Below are 21,879 nucleotides of genomic sequence, written 5' to 3' on the forward strand. Positions count from 1 at the left end.
TTATGAACGGAGAAAAGCTTTGAACAACCCAGCCATGACGACCATTCTTCTTTCAGGCCCGCTTATCAAGCTGTTTGGTCGCGTCCATCACCGCGAGCTTGGCAGCAAGTCCGTGGGTGAGGCATTCAAGGCGTTGAAGTGCACTATCGAAGGATTCGAAGGCGCCATTAAAGATCTTGAGCGCCAAGGGATGCGCTTTGCGATTTTCAGAAACCGGAAAAACGTAGCTGAAAAAGATTTCGGCCTCGGCGGAACCCAAGAGATTCGAATTGTCCCGGTTATTTCCGGGAGCAAGCGTGCGGGCCTATTGCAGACCGTAATTGGAGCTGTGCTTGTCGTCGCAGGCACATATTTCGGTCAAACTTGGGCGGTTCAAATGGGCGTTGCCCTCGTTGCTGGCGGTGTCGTGCAGATGCTCAGCCCGCAAGCAAAGGGGCTTTCTCAAAGCGCATCCCCAGAGAACTCGCCGTCCTACGCCTTCGGCAGTGCCAAAAACACCACCGCCAGCGGCAACCCTGTACCGATCTGCATCGGTGAGCGTCGGTGGGGTGGCATGATCATCTCGGCGTCAGTCTTGGCAGAAGACAAAGTGTAAGCAGGTCAGCAACACACCAACCGCCCGCGAGGCGGTTTTTTTATGCCTGGAGGAAAGCATGGGCGCTGCAGCACAGATCGATATCCACGGCGAGAAGGGCGGCAGCAGCAAGCCGAAGTCGCCGACCGAAGCCAGCGACAGCCTGCGCTCGACCAACCTAGCCAAGCTGCTGATCGCGGTGGGCGAGGGTGAGTTCGACAGCGTCCCGACCGATTACGATATCTACCTGGACAACACACCGATCCGCGATGCCAGCGGCAACTACAACTTCCCGAATGTGAAATGGGACTGGCGGCCGGGTTCGGTGGATCAGACGTATATCCCGGGCATTCCGTCCGTTGAGAACGAGACGTCGCTGAACATTGAGCTGCGCAGCGATTCGCCATGGGTGCGCTCGATCACCAACACTCAGCTTTCCGCCGTGCGCATGCGGTTGGCATGGCCAGCGCTGCAACGGTCTGATGACCAGGGTAATGTCGGCGGCTACCGCATCGAATACGCGATCGACGTGGCCACTGATGGCGGCTCCTATCAGCAGGTGCTGGTGGATGCGGTCGACGGCAAAACCACCACGCGCTACGAGCGATCGCGCCGCATCGATCTCCCGGACGCGACCACCGGCTGGCAGATCCGCGTACGCCGCCTGACCCCAAACCAGAACAGCAACAAGGTGGCCGACACCATGCTGGTGGCCGGTTACACCGAAGTGATCGACGCCAAGCTGCGCTACCCAAACACCGCGCTGCTCTACATCGAATTCGACGCCGAGCAGTTCACCAACATCCCGGCCGTGACCGTGAAGTGCAAAGCCCGGCGCTGGATGGTGCCGAGCAACTACGATCCGATCCTGCGCACCTACACAGGGACGTGGGATGGCTCGATGAAGTCGGCCTGGACCAATAACCCGGCGTGGATCACCTACGGCATCTGCACTGAGGACCGCTTCGGACTGGGTAAGCGTATCAAGCCGTTCATGGTCGACAAGTGGGAGCTGTACCGCATCGCTCAGTATTGCGATCAACTCGTGCCGAATGGCCTCGGTGGCCAAGAGCCGCGCTTCCTCTGCGACATGAACCTGCAGGGCAAGGCCGACGCCTGGTCGCTGTTGCGCGATATCTCGGCGATTTACCGGGGCATGACCTACTGGGCGCAGGGGCAACTGGTGATGCAAGCGGACATGCCGCGTGCGCAGGACTTCGACTACGTCTTCACCCGTGCCAACGTCATCGACGGAAAGTTTTCCTATGGCAGCGCATCGGCGAAGACCCGTTACACCCGGGCGCTGGTGAGCTACGACAACCCGGCGAACAACTACGACACCGATGTCATACCGTTTGCCGACCTGGATCTGCAGCGCCGCTACGGCGACCGGCCTACCGAGCTGAGCGCCATTGGCTGCACCCGCGCCTCCGAGGCCCAGCGCCGCGGCAAGTGGGCGATCCTCAGCAACAACCAAGACCGGACTGTATCGTTCAAGACTGGCATGGAGGGGGTGATTCCACTGCCGGGGCACATCATCCCCGTGGCGGATTCGCTGCTGGCTGGTCGTGAAGTGGGCGGCCGGATATCGGCGGTGGCGGGGCGGGTGGTCACGCTCGATCGCGATACCCAGGCCAAGGCCGGAGATCGACTGATCATCAACCTGCCGGGCGGCCGCGCTGAAGGCCGCACCGTGCAGAGCGTCAACGGCCGTGCCGTGACCGTCACGGTTGCCTACAGCGAACCGCCGGTGGCGCAGTTGCAATGGGCGCTCGATGCCGATGACCTGGCAATCCCGTTGTACCGAGTGCTGCGCACCAAGCGCACCACCGAGGGCGACTACGAAATCAGCGCGCTCCAGTTCGAACCGAGCAAGTTCGCTTTCATCGACACCGGCGCACGCCTGGAAGAACGCCCGATCAGCGTGATCCCGATCACCGTTGTTCCGGCACCGGCGAGCGTTTCGCTGTCGTCGACTTCATCGGTTGTTCAGGGGCTGGCCGTGGCCACCATGACGATCAGCTGGGACGCCGTGGATGGCGCGGTTGGCTATGACGTTGAATGGCGCAAGGACAGTGGCAACTGGATCAAGGTGCAGCGTACCGGCATGACCAACGTCGATGTGGTCGGTATCTATGCCGGCGCCTACGTGGCGCGGGTGCGCGCGGTGAGTGCCTTCGACATCACGTCGCCGTGGCGCAACTCGATCCTGACCAACCTCAGCGGTAAGCAGGGGCTGCCGCCGGCGCTGGCGTTCCTCACCGCTACTCCGCTGCTGTTCGGCATTTATCTCAAGTGGGGCTTCCCTGCTGGCGCCGAGGACAGCCAGCGCACGGAGATCTGGTACGGGCCGACGACTGATCTGGAAGCCGCGACCAAGCTGACAGACCTGGCCTATCCGCAGAGTGATTTCTCCATGCTCGGCCTGCGCGCCGGCGTGACCTTCTACTTCTGGGGGCGAATCGTCGACAAGATCGGCAACATCGGGCCGTGGTATCCGATCGGCCTCGGTGTGCAGGGTCAATCCAGCTCCGATGCTGCTGCCATTCTGGAGATGATCGCCGGGCAGATCACTGAAACAGAACTCGGGCCGGACCTGTTAGACGAGATCAATAAAATCCCGGGCTTGCAGGAGCAGATCGATGCGTTGGATGGTTTGAAGGGGTACGACCCCGAAGCCACCTACGAAGAGTACGAACTGGTGGTGCAGGGCAAGCGGATCTACCAAGCCACCGGCCCGGTTCCCCTCAATATGCCGCCACCAAATCCGCTGTATTGGCTCGACGTTGGGCAGACGGTCGAAACCGCCAACGGGCTTGCGCAGCAGGTTGCGACCAACACCGCCGAGATAATCGAACTCGACGGAGAGGTCACGGCTCAAGCAACTGCCTTTGAAGCCCTTCGCGCCTCTTATCGAGACGATGACGGCGCTGGAGATCTGGCGGACGCAATCAAGAGCCACACCAGTACCGCGGCGATTGCCTCCGAATCCAAGGTACGTGCCTCCGAGAACGAGGCAATGGCAAGGCGTGTGACGACCTTCGACGCCAAAATCGGAGAGAACGCGGCGAACATCACCGAGCTGGAAGAGGTGGTGGTCACGAACCAGCAGGCAACCGCTCAGCAACTAACTCAGCTCAGCACCACTGTCGGCAGCCAGCAAACGGCGATTCAGCAAAACACTTCGATCATCAATGACGTGAACGGCAAAATCACCGCGAGCTGGTCGGTGAAGATGCAATACAACTCCGGTACGGGCCAGTACATCGCCGCCGGTATCGGGCTTGGTATTGAAAACGGGCCAGCAGGATTGCAGAGCCAGTTCCTGGTGAGTGCCGACCGTTTTGCCATCGTCAACACCATCGCCGGCGGCGCCATTGCAGTGCCGTTCGCAGTGCAGGGCGGGCAGGTGTTCATGAACTCTGCGTTCATCCAGGACGGAACGATCACCAACGCGAAGATCGGCAGCTACATCAGCTCCACTAACTACATCGCCGGCCAGCAAGGCTGGATCCTGAACAAAGACGGCACGCTTGAAATAAACGGCATCGTCCCAGGGCAAGGGCGTCTGGTGATCAATTCACTGAACGTTTCGGTCTACGACGCCAACAACGTGCTACGTGTTCGTCTCGGCTATCTGGGGTAATCAATGGCGCTATTTGGACTGCGTGTCTTTAACGAGAGCGGTCAGCTTGCTATGGACACCAATAGCTTCACCTATCAAGTGATCTGGCAGGGCGTCATCGATTTCAGTGGGGCTGTGCCCAGTTACACGCTGAACATTCCTGGCTTCAATCCAGCCAATTGCGTGTTCATGATCATCCCGACGAGGGCACAGGACGTGCAGCCCTCGGAAAACGATTCGTCGGGCAACATCCGGTCTTACCCATTTGTGACTACAGCGGTCGGGCAGGTGGTCGTAAGGCCGAAAAACCCTTCATCCAGCGCCTCGACACTACAGTCGCGGGTCGTCTCCAAGGCCTATGCCATAAGGTTTGCGACATGAGCTTCGGATTCCAGAGCATCAATGACAACGCTTTCGTTCAGATCGATTCGGAGGCGCCGCGACTGTGCATGCTAACGCGGGGGTCTTATTCAGGAGTGGCTACTGCCGCGGCGACATTTCCGCGCGCAGTGACCAGCCAAGACCCTCCGCTGGTGTTCATTCGTCCGGATCAGACGGGATTGATCCAGGTGCCTTACTCAGTCTGGTTCACTGGTGGCCCGGGCAACTGGACGGGCTTTTCAATGAATGCTTCGAAGGTCAACGAGTCGCTAAGCGGCCAGTACTTCGTCGCGGCGTGGGCATCGATGGGCACGGCCACCTATGGCCTGCGCTTATGGGATCCGAACGGTGTGCTTTGTTACGACAGCGGGGCGCCGGCGGTGGTTGTGACATTTGCTGCGGGCAATTGGACATATCTCGGCGCCGAGCAGCTTAGCGTCGGGCAGCGCTACATCTGGGGTATCACCAAGGCGCTCGGGGTAGGTGAGTTTGTTTCCATCAACCCATTCACGATGACCTGCCACAACAACTCTTCAGGGGGCGCCTGTGCGCTCGGCGTCGACTACGCCAACGGCCGTATCCTGATGTACAGCCTCGCCTCGAACGCTTGGACCGATCAGGGCCACCGCCCATTCCTCTGTGCCAAATTGTTGGCCTGAGACTTTCATTTCTGGAGATACACAATGCCCTGGTACAAGACGGGAACGGTCTCTGTCACCCAAAATTCCAATGCGGTGATCGGCACAGGCACTGCGTTCATTGCTAACAGCCGGGTCGGCGACGGTTTTCGTGGGCCCGACGGCCGCTGGTACGAGGTGACCAATATCGCCAGCAACACCGCATTGTCGATCTCGCCGAACTACGAAGGCCCGACAGCGGCTGGTGGCTTCTACTCCATCATGCCGGTGCAGGGCTATCAGAAGGATCTGTCCGACAAAGTCCGCGAGATACTCAATGACTACGGCGAAACGCTGGCAGCGCTAGGCACCACTGGTAACTACGACATTTTGCCAGTGGCGAAAGGTGGTACAGGCGCCGTGACCGCCTCGGACGCTCTGACTGAATTGGGATTTTCGGATTTTGCGAAGACGTTGGTCGACGATGCTGACGCAGGCACCGCGCGCACTACGTTGTTGGCGGCAAAGTCTGGCGCTAACGATGACATTACATCGCTCACCGCGCTTACCACCGCGATTCCGATTTCAATGGGCGGTACAGGAGGGAAAACCCAAGCGACTGCTCGTACGGGTCTTGGTCTTGGGTCTGCCGCGATAGTTGACGTTGTAGGTTTGATGTCTAACAACGCAATTATTGAAAAGGGAACCAGTGCAGCGGGCGATTGGGTTAAGTGGTCTGACGGAACAATGATTTGTACTTTCAGGTACACCGGGAGTCTTGGGATTAACATTGCTTACGGTTCTGTTTTTTACGGGGACTTCCCCACTTTGGCGTTTCCCCAGGCTTTCGTGAGTTTGCCTTCCATTGCCATGAACGTAACCTTACCCGGCGGAGGGGCGTGGGTCGGGAGACAGAATAACGGAAGTCTGACAACGACGGGCTCGTCCATCGTGGTGTCACCAGTAACTCGGGGCGCAACCACAGTCACGATGGAGTACATCGCCGTTGGCCGCTGGAAATTATAGAATGGAGAAAGTTAATGATAATTAATTTAATGCCACAGGGGCGTGAAGACCTGCTTGAAGTAACTAAGCATGGAGAAGTACTTACAGTTAATGGGGTAGATTTTGACCTGTCACCAATAGGTGAGGGAGATACCCTCCCGGTAACGGCTATAGATTCACACTGGTTCCTAGATAAAGTAGAACGTAATCGGGGAGTGCTGGAACTGACTTTACTGTTACCAATACCTTGGAACTACAGCCAAGAGCAGGCTTTCCCGGTTCCTCTTGTGGACTTACCCGACGGCCGCGTGATTTTTCCAGCGCCCTTGCCAATTTCCGAAACCGAATCACCGGCGGAGATGGGCCAATGAGTATCGACTGGAGCCAGCTCATCACAAAGGCGATGAAGGACGCAGCGATTCAAGCTGCGCAACTGTCTGCGGCAAAGGCAGATCTCGCGGGACGCAATGCCAGGGCGCTCACGCAGATCGCGCGCATTCAGGACCGTGTCGATACGATCGGTTTTGGCATCGATATCGGCGAGGCAACCACAGAGGACGAAGCTGAACAGACCGCATTGCTGCTCAACTTGAAGGCGTGGAAAACGTACAAGTTCGCACTGGGCAAGGTCACCGTGCAGCCGACTTGGTATCAGGCGCCGGTATGGCCCGTTGAGCCACCGATCCCGGAAATCATAGCCGCACCTCTGCTGACCGATCCCGACGCGGCCTGAGTCGAACCGAACACCGCAACCCGCCATCGAGCGGGTATTTTTTTGCCTGGAGAAAAGTGATGCCAGTAACCGAGAAAGACCGCGACATCCTCGCCCGCACGATTTGGGGCGAGGCGCGAGGTGAGGGACCGGCCGGCCAAGTGGCCGTAGCCTGGACGATCCGCAACCGTGTGTTTGATGGAAGGGAAAAGTCTTGGTGGGGTGAGGGCTACGCCGGCGTTTGCCAGAAGCCGTATCAGTTCAGTTGCTGGAACAAGACAGACCCGAACTATCAGTTCCTGATCGGCGTGAAGCAGATTCCGTTCCGCGAGCTGGCGCAATGTCGCATCGCTGCTGATCAAGTGATCGACGGCAAGGTGCCTGATCCTACCGGCGGCGCCACGCATTACTACGCAGCCAGCATCAAAGCGCCAGTCTGGACGGTGAAGGCAAAGCAGACGCTCAAACTGGGCGGGCACGTCTTCTTCAAGGATGTACCGTGATGATCGTTCCGTGGAAAGCGGTCGGCCTGCTGACGCTTTTTCTCGCCGGCTTCGGCAGCGCCTGGCAGTTTCAGGACTGGCGCTACGGGAATCAATTGGCCCAGCAAGACAAACAGCACGCCGAAACCCTCAACCAGCTTACACAGGCGGCCGCCACCGCGCAGCAGGCCGAGCAGGACAAGCGTCTGGCGCTCGAGCAGCGGCTGGCGGCCAGCGAGCAAACCCACTTCAGGAAAATGACCGATGCCCAACGTGACCAAGATCGCCTGCGCGATCGCCTTGCCACTTCTGATTTGCGGCTGTCAGTCCTCCTCGATGCAACCGACGCTGCCAAAGGCTGCGACGTGCCAGCCACCACCGGCGCCGGCGGCGTGGATCATGCAACCGTACGCGCCCGACTTGACCCGGCGCATGCTCAACGAATTATCGCCATCACCGACTCCGGCGACCGTGGACTGATCGCCTTGCAGGCGTGTCAGGCCTACGTTCAGGAATTGTCCCGCTGATGAGGGAAGCGGTCTTTGAACGGACTGTCTCCGCTGAGGATCCGAATCTGGGTTCGCAGCTCGGCTATGTGCTTGTCCTTCGCCATCAGCTCCCAGTTGCTTTTGGTCTCGATATCGGTAGCACGCCGGCTGGCATCCGACGTTTCTGACTTCGCAACGCCCAATTGAGAGCGGAGGGTTTCGCACTCGGCCGACGCGGCAGCGTGCATCTCAACCAGCTTGAATATCCGCTCCCTGGACTGTTGCAACTGAAGGTTCAGTTCCTCGAACTCATTTTCATAGAGAGCCAACTGGTGCCGGCAAGTTTCGAGCGGGGTCGGGCAGCCGAGCCAGTCGTCGGTGTTTTCGATATCGGAGGGATCCACGGAGGCGCCTTGCTTTGTACTGTTTGGATATACAGTAATCGAGACAAGACAAACCGGCGAGGTTGAGGCGACGAGCTGTAGTATTTTTGATTTGGTGTACGTCGGCAGGAAGCCGGGGAGGGTGTGCGCAAAACCTCCTCTGGAGGCCGCGTGTTTCCGTTTGCATAAGCACAAAAAATCGGATGTTTTGCTATGTAATAAAGTGGCTATTATCCTTTTAAAACAATAGCTTGAGTTGCTACAGTCCCCAGCATGGGGTGCTAGGGGTCGAGTGTTCGAATCACTCCGTCCCGACCATAATTTCTGAGTAGAATCATACAGTTAAGCCGATCAGATGGATCGGCTTTTTTGTGCCTGCGCGAAACTACACAGTGATTTCTTTAATAAGATCTGGATTCGCTCCGGCTTGGCGATCTTTGCTGAATCCTTCAGTTCAATCCCGTCTATGCGTAGTAGAGGTTCAGCGCAATCAGCTCAAACACAGCCACAAATACGCAGAACGCAACGAATCTTCGGGTAAACACCCGGCGAGGCTTTTCATAGCCTTGATAGTTACTGAATGCGCTGCAAAGGTTTCCCACGAAATCAATAAAGTCCATCAGATCTGCATCCTCGCCTGCGTGCTTCATGCATCTCGCCAATTCCAATCTGGTTGAGATCTCTCATTGTCCTTACGATCGGCCTCGGTATTCGGCGTAGGGCTATACGTTGGTCGGTACATCCAAAGGCAAGTTGATTCCCTTTTTACTGATCGACGCGCCATTTTCATTGGTGGTCGATACAGTCTTCTTCCCCTTCGAATATCAATACACCTGCAATTTATGACTTGCGGGTAGTGCAACCTAAAGCGCTGTAAAACCCCCTTGGAAAAGCCTTGGCACACGCCAAGGCTTTTACGTTTCTGGCGCCACCGCCAATAAAACTCAGGACGATCCAACCCTGCCGTCCCGAACCTGCATCAGTGCAAACCCCAGAAGATTCAGGCCTTTCCACAGATTCGGATCGTTCACATCCGCGTGATCTTGCGCGAGCCCAATTCCCCAAATGTCATCAACCGGGCTCGCTTCGACAATGACCCGAGATCCAGTGTGCATCAGGTATTCGTTCAGCTCCGGGTTTTGGGAAAACTTGGCTTGGTTTGCCCGGACGACGATGTCGTATCGGTGTTGCAGCCAGCGTTGGTCGTTGAACCCGCGCACCTTGCGGCCGAGGGCTTTGGCGGCGTTCGGGGTCGGGGCCAGCAGCACTTGTGCACGAATTTCCTGGTCGTCGAACAAGGCTGCCTTCTCGGCCATCATGAAGTGTTCGGCTGTCGGGTAGCGTTGCCCCTCGACAACGAATTCGGCTTCGTACCACTGGCTGAAGCACGAAGCCGTGACGGCGCCTTTGCTTCGCTGGTGTCCCCAGAAAAAGGTGAAGTCCAGAGGCTCTCCAGCGTTGAAGCGAGCGCGTAGATCTTCGAGAAGTTTAGAGTCGTGCAATGAGATTTCCTCGGTAACTGACTTTCGACGTTACAGTTGCTGTGCGTGTCAGGGCAATACGTAATATCGCCCAGAGACTAATCCAGTGGGCCCAATACCTGGCGGTAGTGTTCTTCGCCTTGAAGCGTCTGCCGGGTCAGGCGGATTTCCAGGCCTTGGGGGTTTTCTTTGCGGTTGCCGCTGAGCTGGCGCCAACCCATCTCGGGTTCCCAGACGCGCACTTGCAGATCGCTGATTCCGTCGAGCACCGCCACTGCCTGTTTCGGCGCAGGCAACGGGTAGCGATCACGTGGCGTGGCGGCGGCACGGTACAGGGTTTGATCTTTCAACCACCAGCGCACGCGCTGCAAGCCGTTCTGCGAGGTGGCTGCACTGCGGATCACGTCAAGACGAAAGCGCTGGTCGTCGGCGCTGCGCACGCTGATTGCCGCTGGCTGCTCGGATCGTTCGTCATCGTTGTCGTTCAACTGTGGTTCGCGCAGTTCGATGCTGGCGCGCAAGGCGATATCTCGTTCCAGTTGATGCAGCGTGCGCAGCAGTGCTTCGGTGTGTTCGGTGCTCGCCTGCAGGTGCGTGTCGGCGCGGGTCACGCTGTCCAGACCGCGCCAGGCAATCAGGCTGACGATCGCCATGAGCATGATCGCGACCATCACTTCGATCAGGGTAAAACCCTCTTGCCGGTTATTCATGGCTGGTTGGCCAAGGTCAATTTGCCCGTGGCTGTGCGCTGCACGGTGAGCGTGTTCTGGCCGTCCGAGAGTTGCAGTTGCACGGGTGAATCGAACCACTCGGCGTTCAGTATCAGCGGCTGCCTGGGTGTCACTCGCACCTTCAGTGATGGCGTTTCCCAGTGACGGGGGCGCAGTTGCGGATCGGCGAGGAAGTGATCGAAGCCGGGGCCTTGTTCATTGCGACGGCTGAAACGAAAGCCGTTTTTCTCCGCCTGCCAAGTGATCGGGCGTCCATCGGCCAGGGCTTCGGCATGGGCGATTTGCAGCAACTGGATCAAGCGATTGGCGTCCTTGCGCAGCAGTTGCGCCGGGTCAGGCTTGATACTCAGGCTGACGGCGGCGCTGGCAATGCCGATGATGATCAACACCACCATCAATTCGATGAGGGTGAAGCCCGTTTGTCTGTCCTTGGTCATACCGCAACGTTCCTTCGTTGTGAATCCATCCTGGCGGATTCGAACCTTCAATCCCGATAGAAAAGCGAATGTTGTCCTGTAGACTGCGACGCAGGACAACAGGGAGGTTGGGTCTTGGCATTTACTTTTCGCTTATCCGCAACGCAGCTTGTGCAATCGGCGGCGCTGATCGCTGCACTGGCAGGGGGACTGTTCTGGTCTGCGCTGTTGCTGACGCCGGCAGAATCCCACGTTCCGGCGGTGGCACCCCACGTGTTGCCGACGCGCGCCGAGACAGCGGCTTTGCAGTGGTTTTCCAACCAGCCGGCACCGTTGGATATCAAGGTTTCCGGAGTGCTCGCAGGGGCGCACGCTGCGGTGGCAATTCTAAGTCTCAACGACGGTCCGCCGCGCAGTTTTCTGGTGGGTGATCGCTTGACCCAAGGGGTGCGCGTGATAGCCATTGAACAGGATGCGGTGGTCATCGAGCGTGGCGGAGAACAGAGCCGATTAAAAGTCAGCACGCTGCCAGACTCCCTATCGCTGCCTCGACTGACTCGACCCTGAGCAGCGTCATTGGCGCTTTTCCTGTGGTTGGCCGAGTAAGGTTTCGAGTCGCGCCAGGGGCGGTGCCTGACGTTCGCGATCGGAAATCAGCAGCGTCACGCGCAGCAGTCGTCCATCGGCGCTCGGCGTCACGCGTTGGTCACAGCGCAATTGCAGGCGACCTTGATCACAGTCGAAGGTTTTCAGGCCCGGGGCAAAATCTCCCTCCAGGCGCAGTTCGGCGAGCCGGGTCTGTGCCGCCAGCAAAGCGATCGAGCGATCGCGCAACAGGCCATTGCTCTGGGTCATCAGGCCCGCAACGCGAACGGCCGCAGACATGGCCACGGCGATGATCGCCAAGGCCACCAGAACCTCGATGAGGGTGAAACCTCGCTCCTTGCGCAACGCTTCCATGCTTGACTCTGCGGGTTGAAACCGGCCCGCAGAATAACACCCGTCCTTTGGCGAATGTGCAGAAAAACAGTGCGTTAATGATTGTTGTACGATGACTGGCTTTTGTTACACTGCGCGCCGAATGTAATCATGCCAAGGAAGGTTGAAATGGATTTCGCGCGCGTCAAATCTCAGTCCGCAGGCCGTCGAGGTCAGCAGGGTTTCACCCTGATCGAGATCATGGTGGTGGTGGTGATCCTCGGCATTCTGGCGGCGATGGTCGTGCCCAAGGTGCTCGACCGACCTGATCAGGCCCGAGCTACTGCGGCGAAACAAGACATCGCCGGCCTGATGCAGGCGCTCAAACTCTATCGCCTCGACCACGGCACTTATCCGACCCTGAATCAGGGTTTGAAAGTGCTGGTGGAGCGCCCAGCGGATGCGAAGAACAGCAACTGGCGCTCTTATCTGGAGCGCTTGCCCAACGACCCGTGGGGTCGTCCTTACAACTATCTGAATCCTGGCGCGAACGGTGAGATCGACATCTTCTCCCTCGGCGCAGACGGCCAACCCGACGGCGACGGCGTCAATGCCGATATTGGTTCCTGGCAGCTCTGAGAGCGGCCATGAACTCATCCTCGCCACAGGCGCAGAAACAGCGCGGCATGGCCATTATCAGTGCCTTGCTGATTGCCGCCGTGGTTGCGGTGATCGCCGCGGGCATGCTCACGCGGCAGAGCGTTTTTACCCGTTCTCTTGAAGCGGAACAGTCCCGAGTGCAGGGCGCTGCCGCGCTGTTGGCGGGGCTGGAGCTCAGTCGGCAACTGCTCAGGGACACGCGTCAACAGGACGTGCTGACCCGGCTCGATCAACCTTGGGCGCAGCCTGTCCAAAGCCATTTGTTGAATTCGCCGGGGGGCGGTTTCGAGGGGCGCATCGAGGATCAGCAGGGCAAGTTCAATTTGCGCAATTTACTCAGCAATGAGCGCGTCGATGGCGGACAGTTGCGCAGCTTCGAACGCCTCTGCGAAATGATCGGAATCGATGCTGCCCTCAGCCAGCGCATCAGCCAGCGAGTCATCGCCTCCTACCCGAGAATGCCCGACCTGCAAGCCGCCGGGCAGAGTATGGCGCAGACGGGTTTCGACGGCGTCCGCGCGACGTCACCGAGTGCGCGTCGCCAGCCATTGCCGGCCACTCAGCCGATGTTGCGCAGCCTTGATGATTTACGTGGCCTCGAAGGCATGAACGAGCAACTGCTTGGGCGTTTGAATCAGTATGTCAGCCTGATTCCGGCCAAGACCTGGGTCAACGGAAATACTGCCAGCGCCGAGGTCTTGGTGGCGGTGGTACCGGGTTTATCGCTCGCGCAGGCCAGGGCCGTGGTGGGAGAGCGCGATCGTGGCCAGTGGTTCATCAATCGCGGGGACTTCGTCAACCGTCTGCACTTGCCGCATCTGACCGTCGATGGATTGAACGTCGGCATCAGCAGCGATTGGTTTCTGCTGCGCGGACACGCGCGTCGTGATCAGCGCCGCGTCAGCCTGGATGCGTTGCTGCATCGACCTGCCGACGACATGCCGAAAGTGGTCTGGTCGAGGCTCGGCGTATGACTCGCCTGCGAGTCGCCTTGCCGCCGCTGGCGGGTTTGACCTCTGACTCTGAGGTTGAATTTGCGCGTCTGGATCGGCACGACCAGGTCAGTCAGACCGGTGTCAGTACGCTGTTGCTGATTGAACAGGAGTGGCCGTTACAGCCGGTTGAATTTTTTCTGCATCCGGCGGACAGCGTACTGACCAGTTTGCCGTTGCCACCGCTGGCGCCGGTGAAGATCGATGCGGCGGTGAAGTGTGCCGCGCAGGCGCTGATTCTGGGTGGCACTGAACAAATGTACGTTGCACACAGTGCTCGTGAGGTCTCGGGACAAGTGGCGCTGGCCTGGCTCGCGCAGGCATCTCTGGATCGTTTCGGGCAGTTATTGACTCAGCACCGATTGAAGCTGCGAGGCCTTTACCCGGCGCCTTATGCGTTGCCGGTCCCCGCGCAGGGGCAGGTCAGCGCGTGCGTGTTGGACGGGCAATTGCTGTTGCGCTTCAGCCGCGCGCAGGCTTCGGTAGAACCCTTGGCGCAGGAGCGTCTGGATGAACTCGTCACCAGTGGTCGCGGCTTGCAGTGGATCGGCGCGGATGCTCCTGCAACAGTCGTCGAACCACGACCTGCGGAGCAGCGCTGGTGTGGCGTTGCGCCGGGATGGGGGTTGCATACAGGCATCGGCAAGGCTGCCGGCCCCGCTCGCGGTTGGGGCAAGGCCGTCTTCTGTTGCGCCTTGGCGATCGCGATCTGGGTGTCGGGGCTGAACCTTTACGCGGCCCGTGAAGTGACCGAGGGCGAACAGCTCAAGGCGCAAATGAGCCAGCGGGTGAAGCAGGCTTTTCCAGAGTTACCGGTGATTCTCAATCCGTTGCAGCAGGCTCGCCAGCAATTGGCAGCCCGGCACAGCGATGTGGCGGCCGACGCGAATCACGGGTTTGCCTATCTGGTGCAACACGCCGCGAGCGCGCTGCCGTTTATGGCGGGCAGCGTCCAGCGCATGACCTTTGAGCAGGGGCGTTTGCAGTTAGAGTTGGCCGCCGATACTGCGCAGGCACCCGCCGACGGCGCATTGCCGGGAGCGCTGACACAGGCCGGGTTGGTCGCCAGGCGCGAAGACAACGTGTGGATTTTCAGCCCGCAGATTGAGCCGGCAGCGGTTGAGGACGATGCCGTCATGGACAGCGACGATGAATAACCTACTGGCGATCTATCGGGCTCGCTGGCTGCTGCTGCGAGCACAGATTCATCGGCATTGGGCGCCGCTGAGCTTGCGCGAAAAGCGCCTGGTCGCGGGCACCGCATTGATGTTGGGGGGCGTGCTGATCTGGCTGCTGCTCGTCCAGCCACCGCTGAAAAAAATTCAACATTGGCAGACCGAAACGCCGAAGTTGCGTGGCCAGGCCGAGGCGCTGGATCTGTTGTTGCGCGAGGTGGCGATAGCGCCCACTGGGCAAAACTTCGAGCGGTCATTGCAGCAATCTCTCGATGGCAGCGGGCTGCTTGGTCACTACCAGTTGCAGGCAATTGGCACCGCTTGGCAGTTGACGTTCGAGGATGCGCCCGCTGATGCCGTCATCAGTTGGCTGTTAATCCACCCCGTGCAGTTTTCACTTGAAGTGGTCGAGGCTCGTTTGCAGCGTGCAAGTAAGGTCAAGGTCGATGATACGGCAGGCACTCTGTCGGGAACCGTTCGCATGGATCAGGCGCTGGGCGCTAAGGAAGCTTCATGAAGTGGTCAGGTTCCAATTATGTACGTACGGCCGCGCCGTTACTGTTGTTGGCACTGAGCGCGTGCAGCAACACCAGCACCACGCCGCAGAATCAGCCGCCATTGCTGGTCGACAGTGAACTGGGCCGGCCGTTGGCCAACACCCAGCGCAGCGGCGACGCGGTGCTCGACCGCGAGCGCGCACAGGCGCAGGCGCGACCTGTGCCGAAGCCATTGCACAACATCAGCAAGAGTGCGCGCAGTGGTGCGGCGGCGTCGGGCATTGCGTTGCCGAGTAATCCTTTGGGTGATCAACCGGTGACGCTGAATTTTGTCGACGCGGATATTCAAGCGGTGGTGCGCGCGTTGTCGCGTTCGACTGGTCAGCAGTTTCTGGTCGATCCTCGGGTGAAGGGCACGTTGACGCTGGTCTCGGAAGGTCAGGTGCCCGCGCGGCAGGCTTACGACATGTTGTTGGCGGCGCTGCGCATGCAGGGTTTCAGTGTGGTGGATGTTGGTGGCGTGGCGCAGGTGGTGCCGGAGGCGGATGCGAAGTTGCTCGGCGGGCCGATTTACAGCGCTGACAAACCGGCGGGTAACGGCATGCTCACCCGTACGTTCCGTTTGCAATACGAGAACGCGGTGAACCTGATTCCGGTGCTGCGGCCAATAGTTTCGCCGAACAATCCGATCAACGCCTATCCGGGCAACAACACCATCGTCATCACCGATTACGCCGAGAACCTGACCCGCGTTGCGCAGTTGATCGCGAGTATTGATTCGCCGAGTGCGATCGACACGGATGTGGTGCAGATTCAGAACGGCATCGCCGCTGACATTGCGCCGATGGTCGCGGATTTGCTCGATGCACCGGGGAATGATCCGACGCAGAAAATTGCGGTGATCGGTGACCCGCGTTCCAACACCATCATCATCCGCGCCGGCAGTCCGGAGCGCACGGAGCTGGCACGTAATCTGATCTACAAACTCGATAACGCGCAGAGCAATCCGAGCAATTTGCATGTGGTTTATCTGCGTAACGCCCAAGCGGCGAAACTGGCGCAGGCCTTGCGCGGTTTGCTCACGGGTGAGAGTGACAGCGGCACCAGCGACAGTGCGCGTTCGGTGCTCAGTGCGATGGGCGGCAGCACCGGTGGCAGCGCTGGGCAGAATGGCCAGAGCGGCACGCAAAGTAGCGGCAGCACCTCGACCACCAACAGCAGCGGCAGCACGGGTGGCAGTTACGCGCAGGGCAGCAGTGGCGGCGCAACCGGTAGCGGCGGCGCGCAAAGCAGCGAACAGAACGTCGCCTTCAGTGCCGGCGGCGTGACCATTCAGGCTGACGCCACCACCAACACTTTGCTGATTTCCGCGCCGGAGCCGTTGTATCGCAACCTGCGCGAGGTGATCGATCTGCTCGACCAGCGTCGTGCGCAAGTGGTGATCGAAAGCCTGATCGTCGAAGTCGGCGAGGACGATGCCAGCGAGTTCGGTGTGCAATGGCAGACCGGTAATCTCGGTGGCAATGGCGTGATCGGCGGGGCGAATCTGGGTGGTTCGGGGATCAACACCAACGGCAAGACCAGCATCGATGTGCTGCCGCAAGGCTTGAACCTGGGCTACGTCAACGGCACCGTCGACATCCCCGGTATCGGCAAGATTCTTGACCTGAAAGTGCTGGCCCGGGCCTTGAAGAGCAAGGGCGGCACCAATGTGCTGTCGACGCCGAACCTGCTGACCCTGGACAACGAAGCGGCGAGTATTTTTGTTGGCCAGACCATTCCGTTTGTCAGCGGTAGTTACGTGACTGGCGGCGGGGGCACCAGCAATAACCCGTTCCAGACCGTGACCCGTGAAGAGGTGGGTTTGAAGCTCAATGTGCGCCCGCAGATTTCCGAGGGCGGCACGGTCAAGCTCGATATCTATCAGGAAGTCAGCAGCATTGACGAGCGGGCTTCGGCCAGTGCCAATTCTGCGGGGATTGTCACCAACAAACGCGCGATCGATACCAGCATCCTGCTCGATGACGGGCAGATCATGGTGCTTGGTGGGTTGCTACAGGACGGTTACAGCCAGAGCAATGACGCGGTGCCGTGGCTCGGCAGCCTGCCGGGGATTGGCGCGCTGTTTCGCAACGAACGCCGGGCGATTACCAAGACCAACCTGATGGTCTTTCTGCGGCCTTACATTATTCGCGACAGCGAAGCGGGGCGCAGCATCACGCTGAACCGCTACGACTTCATGCGCCGCGCGCAGGGTGGGTTGCAGCCGGAACGTAGCTGGGCGATGCCGGACATGCAGGCGCCGCAGTTGCCGACGGCGCAGCAGGGGGTGCCGGCGGTTATGCCCGCCTCAGGGCCTCGCGCGACGATCAAAGCGGTGCCGATCCAATGAGTGCATTGCCTTACGCCTGGGCCAAGGCGCAGCGCATTCTGTTGTGCGATGGCGTGTTGACCGTTTGCCCGTCGACGCCGGGCTGGTCGATCAGCGAGGCGCGGCGTCAGTTTGGCGCGACCACGATTCAGCGGGTGCGCGATGATGAGCTGGATGGCTTGCTAGCCGCCGCTTATGCCGACACTGGTAGTGCAGCGGCGGTGGTTGGGGCTGCGGAAAACGAAGTTGATCTCGATCGGCTGATGCAGGACATGCCGGAAATCACCGACCTGCTCGACACTCAGGACGGCGCGCCGGTGATTCGCATGATCAACGCCTTACTCACCCAAGCGGCGCGCGACGAGGCCAGCGACATTCATATCGAACCGTTCGAAACCCATTCGGTGGTGCGCTACCGCGTCGACGGCACGCTGCGTGACGTGGTCTCTCCGCGCAAGGCGTTGCACGGTGCGCTGGTGTCGCGGATCAAGATCATGGCCCAGCTCGACATCGCCGAAAAACGCCTGCCGCAGGATGGTCGCATCGCCTTGCGGGTGGCCGGTCGACCAATCGATATTCGTGTTTCCACCGTACCGACCGGGCATGGTGAAAGGGTGGTGATGCGTCTGCTCGACAAGCAGGCCGGGCGCCTGCATCTGGAAACCCTCGGCATGGACGCGCAGGTGCTGGCCAAACTCGATCACCTGATCCGCCAGCCCCACGGCATCGTGCTGGTCACCGGCCCCACTGGCAGCGGCAAAACTACCAGCCTCTATGCGGCACTGGCGCGGCTCGATGCGAGCACCAGCAACATCCTCACCGTGGAAGATCCGGTGGAATACGACCTGCCGGGCATCAGCCAGATTCAGGTCAACGCCAAGATCGACATGACCTTCGCCCTCGCACTGCGGGCAATTCTGCGGCAAGACCCGGACATCATCATGATCGGCGAAATCCGCGATCTCGAAACTGCGCAAATTGCCGTGCAGGCGTCGCTGACCGGGCATTTGGTGCTGGCAACCTTGCACACCAACGACGCGGTGTCGGCGGTCAACCGCTTGATCGACATGGGCGTCGAACCGTTTCTGCTGGCCTCGTCGATGCTCGGCGTGCTCGCACAACGGCTGGTGCGACGCCTGTGCAATCAGTGCAAAGAGGATGATCCGGCGGCGCCGGGGACGTGGCGCCCGGTCGGTTGCGCGGCGTGCAATCAAACCGGCTACAGCGGCCGCACCGGCATTCACGAATTGTTCTGCATCGACGACGATATCCGCACCCTGATCCATCAAGGGGCAGGGGAGCAGGCTCTGCGCGCTTCAGCCGCCAAGGCCGGGATGTTCAGCCTGCGTGAGGACGGTGAACGCTGGATCCGCAGCGGCGCCACCGCGCCCGAAGAAATCCTCCGTGTGACACGGGACGCCTGATGAATCGCTACCGTTTTGAAGCCGCCGATGCCACCGGCAAGATCGAATCCGGGCACCTTGAGGCGGACAGCCAGGCTGCCGCGTTCACAACATTACGCGGGCGCGGTTTGACCGCATTATCGGTGCACAAGGAAAGCAACGTCGCCAGTCACGGTGGTGGCGGACTGTTCAGCGCCAAGCTCTCAGACAACGATCTGGCCTGGGCCACGCGGCAACTGGCGAGTCTGTTGGGTGCGAGCCTGCCGTTGGAAGCGGCGCTGAGTGCCACGGTCGAACAGGCCGAGAAAAAACACATCGCCCATACGCTCAGCGCTGTGCGTGCCGATGTGCGCAGCGGCATGCGTCTGGCGGAATCGTTGGCGGCGCGGCCGCGAGATTTCCCGGAGATCTATCGTGCGCTGATTGCGGCGGGGGAAGAGTCCGGCGATCTGGCGCAGGTCATGGAGCGGCTGGCCGATTACATCGAAGAACGCAACAACCTGCGCGGCAAGATTCTCACCGCATTCATCTATCCGGGTGTGGTTGGATTGGTCTCGATCGGTATCGTGATTTTCCTGCTCAGTTACGTGGTGCCGCAGGTGGTCAGCGCGTTTTCCCAAGCGCGGCAGGATTTGCCGGGGCTGACCCTGGCGATGCTCAATGCCAGCGATTTCATTCGTGCGTGGGGCTGGTTGTGTGCGGCGCTGATTGCCGGGGCGTTCTGGAGCTGGCGTCTGTACCTGCGCAATCCGGCGGCGCGTTTGAGTTGGCATCATCGGGTGCTGAAGTTGCCGTTATTTGGGCGTTTCATCTTGGGCCTGAACACCGCGCGTTTTGCCTCGACCCTGGCGATTCTCGGCGGCGCCGGGGTGCCGTTGTTGCGTGCGCTGGAGGCAGCGCGGCAGACGCTGTCCAACGATTGCTTGAGTTTGAGCGTCACTGAAGCAACGGCCAAGGTGCGCGAGGGTGTGAACCTGGCGGCAGCGTTGCGCGTGGAGAATGTGTTTCCGCCGGTGCTGATTCATCTGATCGCCAGTGGCGAGAAAACCGGCTCGCTGCCACCGATGCTTGAGCGTGCGGCGCAGACCCTGTCGCGAGATATCGAACGCCGGGCGATGGGCATGACGGCATTGCTGGAGCCGCTGATGATTGTGGTGATGGGCGGGGTGGTGCTGGTGATTGTGATGGCGGTGTTGTTGCCGATCATTGAGATCAACCAACTGGTCCAGTAGCCGGTTTTGATGGTGTCTGATCGGGCCCCTTCGCGAGCAGGCTCGCTCCCACAGGGCTCTGTGTTGTGAGGTAAATTGCATTCGATCATTGAGAGCACTGAGTTGATCCAGTAGTGGTGTGTCTGAAGTATTGCTGCTTTTTGGGCCGGCCCCTTCGCGAGCAGGCTCGCTCCCACAGGGTTCTGTGTTGTGAGGTAAATTGCATTCGATCATTGAGAGCACTGAGTTGATCCAGTAGTGGTGTGTCTGAAGTATTGCTGCTGTTTGGGCCGGCCTCTTCGCGAGCAGGCTCGCTCCCACAGTGTTCGGTGGTGTGAAGTCAATTGCATTAACAACATCAATCCCTGTGGGAGCGAGCCTGCTCGCGAAGAGGCCAGCCGGGGCAATAAATAAATCCGGATTTTTTCAGAACTTCACCCCCGCACGATCTTCAAGCAGACATGAAAAAGCCCTCGTCACCGAGGGCTTTTCATTGACACGGTTACATCGATCAATCAGATCTTGCCAGCGCCAGCCTTGGCCTTAACATCGGCCGCGACTTTGTCTGCGTTCAGCGGGGTGTAGCTGTAAGGCGGGGTCCAGCCGATGTTGGTGCCCCACTTGCAGGTCAGCAAGGTGCCATTGAGCGTAGAACCCTGATCAAGGTAAGCGCTGCCACCGTAGTCGCCGGCGATTTTGTCGCAGCCGCTGATGCCGGAGATTTCGAAGGCGTTTTTCTCGGAGAAACTCTTCGAGTTTTTGCCCACACCGTGCGCGTAGCTGAACGGGTAGACCTTATGGCTGGTGCTGCCCACGTGATAGTTGTTGTACAGATGCACTTGGCCGAAGCGAACGCGTGGCGCGCGTGCAGAGATGTTTTCGAACAGGGTGTTGTGGATCGTGACCTTGAGCTTGCCATCATCGGTGGTACGGCTGTCGCTGGAACCGATCAGGTTGTTCTTCTCGTGCGATTTGAACGCCGAGTAGGAAATGGTCACGTAGTTGGCACCGTTTTTCACGTCCAGTGCGCCGTCGTGGTGTTGCTTTGGACGACCGTTGGCAGTGCCGTTCTGGTCATCGGTGCGGCGGCCATCGGTGAAGGTGACATGGTCGACCCACACATTGTTGGCGCCTTCGATGGTCAGCCCGTCGTACTCGGAGTTCCAGTTGCCGGCGCTGCCGTCATTGGCGTCCCAGATCGGCTCCGGATCCCACGGGTTTTCGATGGTGATGTTGCGGATGATCACATCGTTTTCCTTGGCATAGAAGAAACCCTCGCGGATCTCCGCCGTGCTGCTCGTACCGACGATGGTCGTCTTGCCCGGGATATCCAGACGACCGCGCTTTTTCATATCAGCGGTCGTCGTATAAGCTTTGCCTTCGCTGATGTCGATCGGCCCGGTAATCTTGATGATGCGACCGTTGGTGCCGACCGAAGCGCTGAGTGCGGCTTTCAGTTCGGCAGCGTTCTTCACGGTATAGATGTTGTTGGCTGCCGCTCTGGAGCCACCCTTGGTGCCACCGTTTTGCGTGGCCCAGCCAGTCGTTGCAACATCCAGCCAGATATCGGCCGCTTGTGCAGGCAGGCTGGAAAACAGCAGGCTGCCGACGATGGCGCTGGCCAGTTTGCAGGCCGTGAAGGTTGTTGGTTTTGTCATGAGTAATCAGATCCTTGATTAACTTGAGTGTTTTACACGCGAAATTTCGACGTGTTTCTCGAGCGGACGTCCTTATCGCCATTGCAGCGAATCGAACGT

At 59.4% G+C, this 21,879-nt stretch carries 23 protein-coding genes and 1 pseudogene; 18 read left to right on the forward strand and 6 right to left on the reverse strand.

Annotated features, from left to right (window positions below; genetic code table 11):
* Nucleotides 1-34: 34 nt before the first annotated feature.
* Genes PspS49_RS10585 through PspS49_RS10625 form a run of 9 tightly spaced genes read left to right on the forward strand, consistent with a single transcriptional unit; the run spans nt 35 to nt 7,923 of the window.
* Entirely contained in the window at nt 35-595 is a 561-nt protein-coding gene (locus tag PspS49_RS10585) for a tail assembly protein (RefSeq protein WP_160042492.1), read from the forward strand.
* A gap of 58 nt (nt 596-653) precedes the next feature.
* Nucleotides 654-4,220, forward strand: coding sequence for a phage tail protein (locus PspS49_RS10590; protein ID WP_160039160.1), 3,567 nt, complete (start codon nt 654-656; stop codon nt 4,218-4,220).
* Nucleotides 4,221-4,271: 51 nt separating this feature from the next.
* Nucleotides 4,272-4,580, forward strand: a complete 309-nt coding sequence (locus PspS49_RS10595) for a hypothetical protein (RefSeq protein WP_238786337.1) — start codon at nt 4,272-4,274, stop codon at nt 4,578-4,580.
* Nucleotides 4,577-5,239 (forward strand): hypothetical protein, encoded by a 663-nt coding sequence (locus PspS49_RS10600; RefSeq protein ID WP_160039164.1) that lies wholly within the window; start codon nt 4,577-4,579, stop codon nt 5,237-5,239. The genes PspS49_RS10595 and PspS49_RS10600 overlap by 4 nt, the downstream gene beginning before the upstream one ends.
* 24 nt (nt 5,240-5,263) lie before the next feature.
* Complete coding sequence (locus PspS49_RS29810) at nt 5,264-6,223, forward strand: phage tail protein (protein WP_238786338.1); 960 nt, start codon at nt 5,264-5,266, stop codon at nt 6,221-6,223.
* Nucleotides 6,224-6,237: 14 nt separating this feature from the next.
* Nucleotides 6,238-6,573: a hypothetical protein gene (locus PspS49_RS10610; protein WP_160039166.1), complete on the forward strand. Its 336-nt coding sequence runs from the start codon at nt 6,238-6,240 to the stop codon at nt 6,571-6,573.
* Entirely contained in the window at nt 6,570-6,935 is a 366-nt protein-coding gene (locus tag PspS49_RS10615; RefSeq protein WP_160039168.1) for a phage tail protein, read from the forward strand. The genes PspS49_RS10610 and PspS49_RS10615 overlap by 4 nt, the downstream gene beginning before the upstream one ends.
* Nucleotides 6,936-6,994: 59 nt before the next feature.
* Complete coding sequence (locus tag PspS49_RS10620) at nt 6,995-7,417, forward strand: cell wall hydrolase (protein WP_160039170.1); 423 nt, start codon at nt 6,995-6,997, stop codon at nt 7,415-7,417.
* The gene (locus PspS49_RS10625) at nt 7,417-7,923 is read left to right on the forward strand and encodes a lysis system i-spanin subunit Rz (protein WP_160039172.1); all 507 of its coding nucleotides are present in this window, start codon (nt 7,417-7,419) and stop codon (nt 7,921-7,923) included. The genes PspS49_RS10620 and PspS49_RS10625 overlap by 1 nt, the downstream gene beginning before the upstream one ends.
* Here PspS49_RS10625 and PspS49_RS10630 read toward each other — a convergent pair.
* On the reverse strand, nt 7,905-8,288 hold the full coding sequence (locus PspS49_RS10630; protein ID WP_238786339.1) for a hypothetical protein: 384 nt from the start codon (nt 8,286-8,288) through the stop codon (nt 7,905-7,907). The two genes, PspS49_RS10625 and PspS49_RS10630, sit on opposite strands and share 19 nt — an antisense overlap.
* 702 nt (nt 8,289-8,990) lie before the next feature.
* On the opposite strand from PspS49_RS10630, the pseudogene PspS49_RS10635 reads away from it, so the two are divergent.
* A pseudogene (locus PspS49_RS10635) lies at nt 8,991-9,113 on the forward strand (YceK/YidQ family lipoprotein); the annotation flags it as partial.
* A gap of 98 nt (nt 9,114-9,211) precedes the next feature.
* Here PspS49_RS10635 and PspS49_RS10640 read toward each other — a convergent pair.
* The 3 genes from PspS49_RS10640 to gspH all read right to left on the reverse strand — a co-directional run bounded on the left by PspS49_RS10640 (nt 9,212) and on the right by gspH (nt 10,916).
* Nucleotides 9,212-9,769: an NADAR family protein gene (locus PspS49_RS10640; RefSeq protein ID WP_160039174.1), complete on the reverse strand. Its 558-nt coding sequence runs from the start codon at nt 9,767-9,769 to the stop codon at nt 9,212-9,214.
* Between the two features lie 77 nt (nt 9,770-9,846).
* A complete protein-coding gene (locus PspS49_RS10645; RefSeq protein ID WP_160039176.1) occupies nt 9,847-10,458 on the reverse strand; it encodes a type II secretion system protein GspJ in 612 nt (203 codons plus the stop codon).
* Nucleotides 10,455-10,916 carry a type II secretion system minor pseudopilin GspH gene (gene gspH / locus PspS49_RS10650; RefSeq protein WP_127926604.1) on the reverse strand — a complete coding sequence of 154 codons (462 nt, stop codon included), beginning with the start codon at nt 10,914-10,916 and terminating at the stop codon, nt 10,455-10,457. Before gspH ends, PspS49_RS10645 begins: the two co-directional genes overlap by 4 nt.
* A 114-nt stretch (nt 10,917-11,030) precedes the next feature.
* Between gspH and PspS49_RS10655 the strand changes: the two genes are divergently transcribed.
* The gene (locus PspS49_RS10655; protein ID WP_127926605.1) at nt 11,031-11,462 is read left to right on the forward strand and encodes a type II secretion system protein N; all 432 of its coding nucleotides are present in this window, start codon (nt 11,031-11,033) and stop codon (nt 11,460-11,462) included.
* Between the two features lie 6 nt (nt 11,463-11,468).
* Here the strand turns inward: PspS49_RS10655 and gspI are convergent, their stop codons facing one another.
* Nucleotides 11,469-11,855, reverse strand: a complete 387-nt coding sequence (gene gspI / locus PspS49_RS10660) for a type II secretion system minor pseudopilin GspI (protein WP_127926606.1) — start codon at nt 11,853-11,855, stop codon at nt 11,469-11,471.
* A gap of 147 nt (nt 11,856-12,002) precedes the next feature.
* On the opposite strand from gspI, the gene gspG reads away from it, so the two are divergent.
* The 7 genes from gspG to gspF are packed head-to-tail and all read left to right on the forward strand — an operon-like array spanning nt 12,003 to nt 20,143.
* The gene (gspG, locus tag PspS49_RS10665) at nt 12,003-12,452 is read left to right on the forward strand and encodes a type II secretion system major pseudopilin GspG (RefSeq protein ID WP_016984958.1); all 450 of its coding nucleotides are present in this window, start codon (nt 12,003-12,005) and stop codon (nt 12,450-12,452) included.
* Nucleotides 12,453-12,460: 8 nt separating this feature from the next.
* A complete protein-coding gene (gspK, locus tag PspS49_RS10670) occupies nt 12,461-13,447 on the forward strand; it encodes a type II secretion system minor pseudopilin GspK (protein ID WP_160039178.1) in 987 nt (328 codons plus the stop codon).
* Nucleotides 13,444-14,622, forward strand: coding sequence for a type II secretion system protein GspL (gene gspL / locus PspS49_RS10675; protein WP_160039180.1), 1,179 nt, complete (start codon nt 13,444-13,446; stop codon nt 14,620-14,622). Before gspK ends, gspL begins: the two co-directional genes overlap by 4 nt.
* Entirely contained in the window at nt 14,615-15,157 is a 543-nt protein-coding gene (gene gspM / locus PspS49_RS10680) for a type II secretion system protein GspM (RefSeq protein WP_160039182.1), read from the forward strand. Before gspL ends, gspM begins: the two co-directional genes overlap by 8 nt.
* Nucleotides 15,154-17,529 (forward strand): type II secretion system secretin GspD, encoded by a 2,376-nt coding sequence (gspD, locus tag PspS49_RS10685; RefSeq protein WP_160039184.1) that lies wholly within the window; start codon nt 15,154-15,156, stop codon nt 17,527-17,529. The genes gspM and gspD overlap by 4 nt, the downstream gene beginning before the upstream one ends.
* Complete coding sequence (gspE, locus tag PspS49_RS10690; protein ID WP_160039186.1) at nt 17,526-18,932, forward strand: type II secretion system ATPase GspE; 1,407 nt, start codon at nt 17,526-17,528, stop codon at nt 18,930-18,932. The genes gspD and gspE overlap by 4 nt, the downstream gene beginning before the upstream one ends.
* On the forward strand, nt 18,932-20,143 hold the full coding sequence (gene gspF / locus PspS49_RS10695; RefSeq protein ID WP_160039188.1) for a type II secretion system inner membrane protein GspF: 1,212 nt from the start codon (nt 18,932-18,934) through the stop codon (nt 20,141-20,143). The genes gspE and gspF overlap by 1 nt, the downstream gene beginning before the upstream one ends.
* A gap of 494 nt (nt 20,144-20,637) precedes the next feature.
* Here the strand turns inward: gspF and PspS49_RS10700 are convergent, their stop codons facing one another.
* Nucleotides 20,638-21,780, reverse strand: a complete 1,143-nt coding sequence (locus tag PspS49_RS10700) for a pectate lyase (protein WP_160039190.1) — start codon at nt 21,778-21,780, stop codon at nt 20,638-20,640.
* Nucleotides 21,781-21,879 lie beyond the last annotated feature (99 nt).

The organism is Pseudomonas sp. S49 (genome assembly GCF_009866785.1).
GTDB lineage: Bacteria > Pseudomonadota > Gammaproteobacteria > Pseudomonadales > Pseudomonadaceae > Aquipseudomonas.

Bases quoted from the DNA above. Each gene is read 5' to 3' on its own strand.
- gspM (WP_160039182.1), top strand. From the start codon at position 14,615: ATGAATAACCTACTGGCGATCTATCGGGCTCGCTGGCTGCTGCTGCGA.
- PspS49_RS10600 (WP_160039164.1), top strand. From the start codon at position 4,577: ATGAGCTTCGGATTCCAGAGCATCAATGACAACGCTTTCGTTCAGATC.
- gspL (WP_160039180.1), top strand. From the start codon at position 13,444: ATGACTCGCCTGCGAGTCGCCTTGCCGCCGCTGGCGGGTTTGACCTCT.
- PspS49_RS10585 (WP_160042492.1), top strand. From the start codon at position 35: ATGACGACCATTCTTCTTTCAGGCCCGCTTATCAAGCTGTTTGGTCGC.
- gspK (WP_160039178.1), top strand. From the start codon at position 12,461: ATGAACTCATCCTCGCCACAGGCGCAGAAACAGCGCGGCATGGCCATT.
- gspE (WP_160039186.1), top strand. From the start codon at position 17,526: ATGAGTGCATTGCCTTACGCCTGGGCCAAGGCGCAGCGCATTCTGTTG.
- PspS49_RS29810 (WP_238786338.1), top strand. From the start codon at position 5,264: ATGCCCTGGTACAAGACGGGAACGGTCTCTGTCACCCAAAATTCCAAT.
- gspF (WP_160039188.1), top strand. From the start codon at position 18,932: ATGAATCGCTACCGTTTTGAAGCCGCCGATGCCACCGGCAAGATCGAA.
- gspH (WP_127926604.1), bottom strand. From the start codon at position 10,916: ATGACCAAGGACAGACAAACGGGCTTCACCCTCATCGAATTGATGGTG.
- PspS49_RS10590 (WP_160039160.1), top strand. From the start codon at position 654: ATGGGCGCTGCAGCACAGATCGATATCCACGGCGAGAAGGGCGGCAGC.
- PspS49_RS10610 (WP_160039166.1), top strand. From the start codon at position 6,238: ATGATAATTAATTTAATGCCACAGGGGCGTGAAGACCTGCTTGAAGTA.
- PspS49_RS10595 (WP_238786337.1), top strand. From the start codon at position 4,272: ATGGACACCAATAGCTTCACCTATCAAGTGATCTGGCAGGGCGTCATC.
- gspD (WP_160039184.1), top strand. From the start codon at position 15,154: ATGAAGTGGTCAGGTTCCAATTATGTACGTACGGCCGCGCCGTTACTG.
- PspS49_RS10700 (WP_160039190.1), bottom strand. From the start codon at position 21,780: ATGACAAAACCAACAACCTTCACGGCCTGCAAACTGGCCAGCGCCATC.
- gspI (WP_127926606.1), bottom strand. From the start codon at position 11,855: ATGGAAGCGTTGCGCAAGGAGCGAGGTTTCACCCTCATCGAGGTTCTG.
- PspS49_RS10645 (WP_160039176.1), bottom strand. From the start codon at position 10,458: ATGAATAACCGGCAAGAGGGTTTTACCCTGATCGAAGTGATGGTCGCG.
- gspG (WP_016984958.1), top strand. From the start codon at position 12,003: ATGGATTTCGCGCGCGTCAAATCTCAGTCCGCAGGCCGTCGAGGTCAG.
- PspS49_RS10615 (WP_160039168.1), top strand. From the start codon at position 6,570: ATGAGTATCGACTGGAGCCAGCTCATCACAAAGGCGATGAAGGACGCA.
- PspS49_RS10620 (WP_160039170.1), top strand. From the start codon at position 6,995: ATGCCAGTAACCGAGAAAGACCGCGACATCCTCGCCCGCACGATTTGG.
- PspS49_RS10625 (WP_160039172.1), top strand. From the start codon at position 7,417: ATGATCGTTCCGTGGAAAGCGGTCGGCCTGCTGACGCTTTTTCTCGCC.